7 protein-coding genes are annotated in these 6,159 nt (G+C 68.8%); 4 read left to right on the top strand and 3 right to left on the bottom strand.

Translation table 11 applies throughout. The features are described 5' to 3' along the window. Positions 1–122: 122 nt before the first annotated feature. Both ABZZ22_RS22675 and uvrA read right to left on the bottom strand, forming a co-directional pair. Positions 123–551, bottom strand: a complete 429-nt coding sequence (locus ABZZ22_RS22675; RefSeq protein ID WP_354936263.1) for a Rieske (2Fe-2S) protein — start codon at positions 549–551, stop codon at positions 123–125. Between the two features lie 76 nt (positions 552–627). After that, positions 628–3,609: an excinuclease ABC subunit UvrA gene (uvrA, locus tag ABZZ22_RS22670; protein ID WP_354936260.1), complete on the bottom strand. Its 2,982-nt coding sequence runs from the start codon at positions 3,607–3,609 to the stop codon at positions 628–630. Between the two features lie 149 nt (positions 3,610–3,758). Here uvrA and ABZZ22_RS22665 point away from each other — a divergent pair, with 149 nt between their 5' ends. Next, positions 3,759–4,442, top strand: coding sequence for an MBL fold metallo-hydrolase (locus ABZZ22_RS22665; protein WP_354936257.1), 684 nt, complete (start codon positions 3,759–3,761; stop codon positions 4,440–4,442). Positions 4,443–4,457: 15 nt separating this feature from the next. Here ABZZ22_RS22665 and ABZZ22_RS22660 read toward each other — a convergent pair whose 3' ends face one another. Continuing rightward, complete coding sequence (locus ABZZ22_RS22660; protein ID WP_354936254.1) at positions 4,458–4,964, bottom strand: hypothetical protein; 507 nt, start codon at positions 4,962–4,964, stop codon at positions 4,458–4,460. A 121-nt stretch (positions 4,965–5,085) separates the two neighbouring features. Between ABZZ22_RS22660 and ABZZ22_RS22655 the strand changes: the two genes are divergently transcribed. The 3 genes from ABZZ22_RS22655 (at position 5,086) to ABZZ22_RS22645 (ending at position 6,157) form a co-directional block, all read left to right on the top strand. Next, on the top strand, positions 5,086–5,286 hold the full coding sequence (locus tag ABZZ22_RS22655; protein WP_354936251.1) for a hypothetical protein: 201 nt from the start codon (positions 5,086–5,088) through the stop codon (positions 5,284–5,286). Further along, the gene (locus ABZZ22_RS22650) at positions 5,287–5,508 is read left to right on the top strand and encodes a hypothetical protein (RefSeq protein ID WP_354936248.1); all 222 of its coding nucleotides are present in this window, start codon (positions 5,287–5,289) and stop codon (positions 5,506–5,508) included. Between the two features lie 328 nt (positions 5,509–5,836). Further along, positions 5,837–6,157, top strand: a complete 321-nt coding sequence (locus ABZZ22_RS22645) for a helix-turn-helix transcriptional regulator (protein ID WP_354936245.1) — start codon at positions 5,837–5,839, stop codon at positions 6,155–6,157. The last annotated feature ends 2 nt before the right edge of the window (positions 6,158–6,159 follow it).

Genomic DNA, 6,159 nt, shown 5'->3' with positions numbered 1-6,159 from the left:
GGAGTCTGCCGAGGCAGCCGCGACGGTGGACAATGGTTCCGGGGAAGGGATCACCGCATGAGCGAGCGTCAGCAAGCGAATCACGGGCTTCACAATCGAGACCAGCAATCCGACGGTCGAGGTCAGCTGGGGACGATCTCGCCGTCGGCGACCTCGAAGGCGACCTCTTCCAGCGGACTCGTCGCCGGGCCTTGAATCACCGAGCCGTCTTCGATCGAGAAGCGGCTGCCGTGGCACGGGCAGTCGATGCTGCCGCCGGTGATCTTCGAGACCGGGCAGTTCCGATGGGGGCAGATGGCAGAGAAGACCTTGAACGTGCCCTCAGTGGGCTGGGTGGCCACCAGGTTGCGGTCGGCGACAATCACTCCCCCGCCGACCGGGACCTCGCTGGTCGCGACCAGCGGACCGCCACCAGCTGACTCGGAATCACCCGAGGAGCCGGCACCTGAGTCGCTTTCACTGCTTCCGCACGCGACCAGAAGAGGAACGCCGACTGCGCTCACCGCAGTGCCGGTGACGACCCTGCGCCGGGTGATTCGAGATTCACTCATACCGCCCAGGATAGGCGCGCTCGGCGAGCCGCGTCGCTCGCCGAGCACAAACCCTCAGGCAATTCTCGGTCTCGGGTCAGGTCGCGCTGACCTTCTTGCGCGCCGCCGGCTTCTTCTTGGCTGCCGACTTCTTGGCCGCTGCCGCGACCGGCTCCGCCTTCGCCTTCACCGGCTTGTCCGGCGGCTGCTCGGCAGCCTTGCCGTCGAGCAGTGGGGCGAGGAAGCCACCGGTGTGGCTGCCGGGAGTCGCGGCGACAGCCTCGGGCGTGCCCTCGGCGACCACCGTGCCACCGCGGTTGCCGCCCTCCGGGCCCATGTCGATGATCCAGTCTGCCGTCTTGACGACGTCGAGGTTGTGCTCGATGACCAGCACCGTGTTGCCCTTGTCGACCAGCGACGAGAGCACACCGATGAGCTTGCGGATGTCCTCGAAGTGGAGGCCGGTGGTGGGCTCGTCGAGGACATAGAGCGTCTTGCCGGTCGAGCGCTTCTGCAGCTCGGCAGAGAGCTTGACGCGCTGCGCCTCGCCGCCGGACAGGGTCGTCGCGGGCTGTCCGAGACGCACGTATCCCAGCCCGACCTCGACCAGGGTCTTCATGTGGCGCGCGATCGCAGGCACGGCCGCGAAGAACTCGACCGCCTCCTCGATCGGCATGTCGAGCACCTCGGCGATCGACTTGCCCTTGTAGTGCACCTCGAGCGTCTCGCGGTTGTAGCGCGCACCGTGGCAGACCTCGCAGGGCACGTAGACGTCGGGCAGGAAGTTCATCTCGATCTTGATCGTGCCGTCGCCCGAGCAGGCCTCGCAGCGGCCGCCCTTGACGTTGAACGAGAACCGACCCTGCAGGTAGCCCCGCATCTTGGCCTCCGGGGTGGAGGCGAAGAGCTTGCGGATGTGGTCGAAGACGCCGGTGTAGGTGGCCGGGTTGGACCGCGGCGTACGCCCGATCGGGGACTGGTCGACGTGGATCACCTTGTCGACGTTGTCCAGGCCGGAGATCTTGGTGTGCCGGCCCGGGACCGTCCGGGCGCGGTAGAACTCCTTGGCCAGCGCGGTGTAGAGGATGTCGTTGACGAGCGTCGACTTGCCCGAGCCCGAGACGCCGGTGACCGCGAGGAAGAGCCCCAACGGGAAGGTGACGTCGACGTCCTTGAGGTTGTTCTCCTTGGCCCCGTGGACGGTCAGCTCGCGCCCGGCGGTGCGCGGGCGGCGCACGGCAGGGACGGCGATCTCACGACGGCCGGCCAGATACTGACCGGTCAGGGACTGCTCGTTGGCGAGCAGGTCCTCGACCGTGCCGGAGTGGATCACCTGGCCGCCGTGCTCGCCCGCGCCGGGGCCGATGTCGACGACCCAGTCGGCGACCTTGATGGTGTCCTCGTCGTGCTCGACCACGATCAAGGTGTTGCCGAGACGCTTGAGCCGTTCGAGGGTCTCGATCAGGCGATGGTTGTCGCGCTGGTGGAGGCCGATGGAAGGCTCGTCCAGCACGTAGAGGACGCCGACCAGTCCGGAGCCGATCTGGGTCGCCAGCCGGATCCGCTGGGCCTCACCACCGGAGAGCGACCCCGAGGGCCGCTCCAGGGAGAGGTAGTCGAGGCCGACGTCGAGGAGGAAGCGGAGCCGCGCCTGGATCTCCTTGAGAACCTGCTCGGCGATCTGCCGCTCCCGGCCGCTGAGCTCGACCTGGTCGAGCCAGTCGGCGGCCTCGTTGATCGGCATCGCGCAGAGCTCGGCGATGTTGAGTCCGCCCTCGCTCCGCTCTCCCAGCGTCACCGAGGTGGAGACGGGCTTGAGCCGGGTGCCCTTGCAGGTCGGGCACGGCACCTGGCGCATGTAGCCCTCGAAGCGCTCACGGGTGGTGTCGGACTCCGCCTCCTTGTGGCGGCGCTCGACCCATCGGCGTACGCCTTCGAACTCCGCGTCGTAGGAGCGGCGGCGGCCGTAGCGGTTGACCGAGGTCACGTGCACCTTGCGACCGTGACCGTCGAGGATCGCCTTCTGCCCGGCGGCCGGGATCGCGTCCCACGGGGTGTCGAGGTCGAAGCCGAGCTCACCGCCGAGAGCCTCCAGGAGGCGGAGGAAGTAGTCGGCGACGTGGGCCTGGGACCAGGGCTGCAGGGCGCCCTCGGCGAGGGTGGCGGCCGGGTTGGGGACGACCAGCTCGGGGTCGACCTCCATCCTGGTGCCCAGACCCGTGCAGGCCGGGCAGGCGCCGAACGGCGAGTTGAACGAGAACGATCTCGGCTCGAGCTCGTCGGTGTCGAGCAGGTGGTCGTTGGGGCACGACATCCGCTCGGAGAACTTCATCTGCTCGCCTGTGTCGACGAAGTCGAAGACGACCAGACCGCCGGCCAGCTCGAGCGCGGTCTCGACCGAGTCGGTCAGTCGTCGCTTGGAGGACTCCTTGACCGCGAGCCGGTCGATGACCACCTCGATGGTGTGCTTCTTCTGCTTCTCCAGCTTGAGGCCCCCAGGACTGGTCACAGCGTCGAGCTGATGGGTCTCCCCGTCCACCCGCACGCGGGAGTAGCCCTGCTGCTGCAGCTGGCTGAACAGCTCGACGTACTCCCCCTTGCGCGCCCGGATCACCGGGCTGAGCACCTGGAAACGGCGCCCCTCCTCCAGGGTGAGCACGTGGTCCACGATCTGCTGCGGCGTCTGCCGCTCGATCGGCGCGCCGCAGGTCGGGCAGTGCGGACGGCCGGCGCGGGCGTAGAGCAGTCGCAGGTAGTCGTAGACCTCGGTGATGGTGCCGACCGTCGAGCGTGGGTTCTTCGAGGTCGACTTCTGGTCGATCGAGACCGCCGGGGAGAGCCCCTCGATGAAGTCGACGTCGGGCTTGTCCATCTGGCCGAGGAACTGTCGGGCGTACGCAGAAAGCGACTCGACGTAGCGACGCTGTCCCTCCGCGAAGATGGTGTCGAACGCAAGGCTCGACTTGCCACTCCCGGACAGGCCGGTGAACACGATCATCGAGTCCCTGGGCAGGTCAAGGGAGACGTCCTTGAGGTTGTGCTCCCGGGCTCCCCGGATGATCAGTTGCTGCTCCGCCACGTTCTTTCCTCGTTCAGTGCTATCGCATCGCGCTACCGCGTCGAACTGATGTTCGCATCATACGACGCCAAGAAGACTCCAGATTGCACCCTCTCACGGAGCACCGACAATTTTGCTTGCCGCAGCGGCAGACGTGCTTGCATGGGGGCATGAGCGATGTCCCTTCCACTTATACAGGCGCCGTGAAACCGGGCGGCCCGGCCGACATGCGCGAACTCGAAGGCCTGACCGTCACGAAGGTGGCCGTCGACGAGCAGATGTCCAACAACTGCTACCTGCTGCGCTGCCGCTCCACCGGCGAGCAGCTCCTGATCGACGCCGCGGCCGAGCCCGAGACCCTGCTCCCCCTCATCGGGGAGGAGCTGGCCACCGTCGTCACCACCCACCAGCACTTGGACCACCATCGAGCCCTGGCGGACGTCATCGCCGCGACCGGCGCCGCCGTCCTGGCCGGAGAGCCCGATGCCGCAGCGATCACGGAGGCCACCGGCGTACCCGTCTCCCGCACCCTCTCCCACGGCGACACCGTCACCGTCGGCCGCTGCGACCTCGAGGTGATCGCGCTGCGCGGCCACACGCCCGGGTCGGTCGCGCTCGCCTACCACGACCCCGAGGGCACGCCTCACCTGTGGACGGGTGACAGCCTCTTCCCCGGAGGCGTCGGTAACACCCAGCAGGATCCCGTACGTTTCGCCCAACTGCTCGACGATGTCGAGGAGCGGATCTTCGCAGCTCTGCCCGACGACACCTGGTTCTACCCGGGCCACGGCGACGATTCCACGCTCGGCGCGGAGCGGCCCCACCTGGCGGAGTGGCGCGCACGGGGATGGTGATCCTGACCCGGACGGCTAGGACCGGGCGAACGACTCAGACTGCGGCTCCTCGCTGGGAGTCGGCGTCTCGGTCGGCGTCGGCTCCGCGGTCGGCTCCGCGGAACTGGTGGGCTCGACGGTCGGCTCCGGTTCGGAGGTGTGCGTGGGACTCGAGGTCGGCGTCGTGCCAGCGGTCTGACCGGGCTCGGCCGGCACGCGCGGAGCCTTCGGACGGTTCGAGTCCGCAGCCGTCGCCGTCGGGCTGGGCTCGCCGGGATGGTCGCTCGTGCCGTGGCGATCCTCGGCGGCACCACCCGGACGCGTGGGCGCGCCGACGGACGGCTCCTCGGACAGCTCCGCGGCTGGGACCGGCGGCAGCCGATCCACATCGGGGTAGGTGTCCTCGACGCCCTCGTACCCGGTGAGCGGGTCACGATCAGGGCGCTCGCCGCCTGCCAGACCGGCGACGAGGACGACTGCCCCGAGACCGGTCATGACCGCGCCGGTCAGGATGCCCGCCATGGCGACGTGCTTGATGTGCAACTCGACTCCCTGTACCCGCCCCGCGCGTGGTGTGGCGCACAGCGTAGGACAGCGAGGCCCCGAGCGTTACCCTCCCCGGGGCATCGCGACCGGCACCAAGAGCCGAGATCAATCAGTGGGCGTGCCTGAGGGCTCGGGCTCGCCGGTGTCCGACTCGCTCGGCGACTCGGTCGGCTCGCTGGGCGACTCGGTCGGCTGGCTCGGCGACTCGGTCGGCTGGCTCGGCGACTGGCTGGGCTCGCTGGGCGACTCACCGGGCGCACTCGGCGACTCGACGGGGCCGTCCGGGCTACCCGTCGGCCTGGGCTCCGACGGAATCTGAGTGGGGCGTGCCGGGACCGGGGACATCGAGCCCGGCGCCGACTCCTCGATCGAACGTGGGCTCGCCGGAACCGGCCCGGCCGTCTCCGGCGTCTCCGGCGCCTCGCTTCCGGGAGCGCGGCTGAACGGCCCGCTCTGCGACGGCGTCGAGGACGACTTCTCCAGCGGCCCCACCGGCGAGACCGGTGAGATCAGGCTGACCCCGGACTCGTCCGTGGCGTAGCTGTGCCCTGGCTCCTCGGCTCCGGCGTTCCCGACGATCAACCCACCGATCCCGATGCTCGTCATGGCCAACCCTGTAGCCATTCCAGCCAAGGCCATCTGCTTGCGGTGCGACACGATTCCCCCGTGATACCAACGACTCGACAAGTTCTCTGGTCGTGCACAGTAGACCCACAAAGATCGAAACTGTGCGACCACTATCGGAGTGTCGAGCCTCGCTGGCAAGTCCTGGCCATCTATCGTTCGACCGATATAACTCCTGGTAGGAGGTCTGTTCGCCCCGGGCGAACGGCCCGCTCGGCCCATCCGCGCAGCGCTAAGGTGAGGTCATGGGCGAATTGATCAGGTTTCCCGGCCATCCGCTGCCGGACGAGGACAAGCCGGCGCCGTTGTGGCGTGAGGCAGCGGGCCAGGTGATCCGCGAGGAGCGGTCCCGCCAGGAGCGTACGCTCGCCGACGTCGCCGGCGACGCCGGCGTCTCGACGCAATACCTCTCCGAGATCGAGCGCGGCCGCAAGGAGCCCAGCTCCGAGATGCTCGAGGCCGTCGGTGGCGCTCTCGGTCTCGGTCTCGTCGACCTCACCGAGCGGGTCACCCGCACGCTGCGCGCGGGCGCCCGCCCCTCCGGCCCGCTGGCTCTCGCCGCCTGACC

Source organism: Nocardioides sp. NPDC006273 (assembly GCF_040613495.1).
Classification (GTDB): domain Bacteria; phylum Actinomycetota; class Actinomycetes; order Propionibacteriales; family Nocardioidaceae; genus Nocardioides.
The sequence above is the reverse complement of the archived record's forward strand: the minus strand, read 5'-3'. Positions and strand labels throughout refer to the sequence as shown.

Bases quoted from the DNA above. Each gene is read 5' to 3' on its own strand.
- ABZZ22_RS22675 (WP_354936263.1), bottom strand. From the start codon at position 551: ATGAGTGAATCTCGAATCACCCGGCGCAGGGTCGTCACCGGCACTGCG.
- ABZZ22_RS22645 (WP_354936245.1), top strand. From the start codon at position 5,837: ATGGGCGAATTGATCAGGTTTCCCGGCCATCCGCTGCCGGACGAGGAC.
- ABZZ22_RS22665 (WP_354936257.1), top strand. From the start codon at position 3,759: ATGAGCGATGTCCCTTCCACTTATACAGGCGCCGTGAAACCGGGCGGC.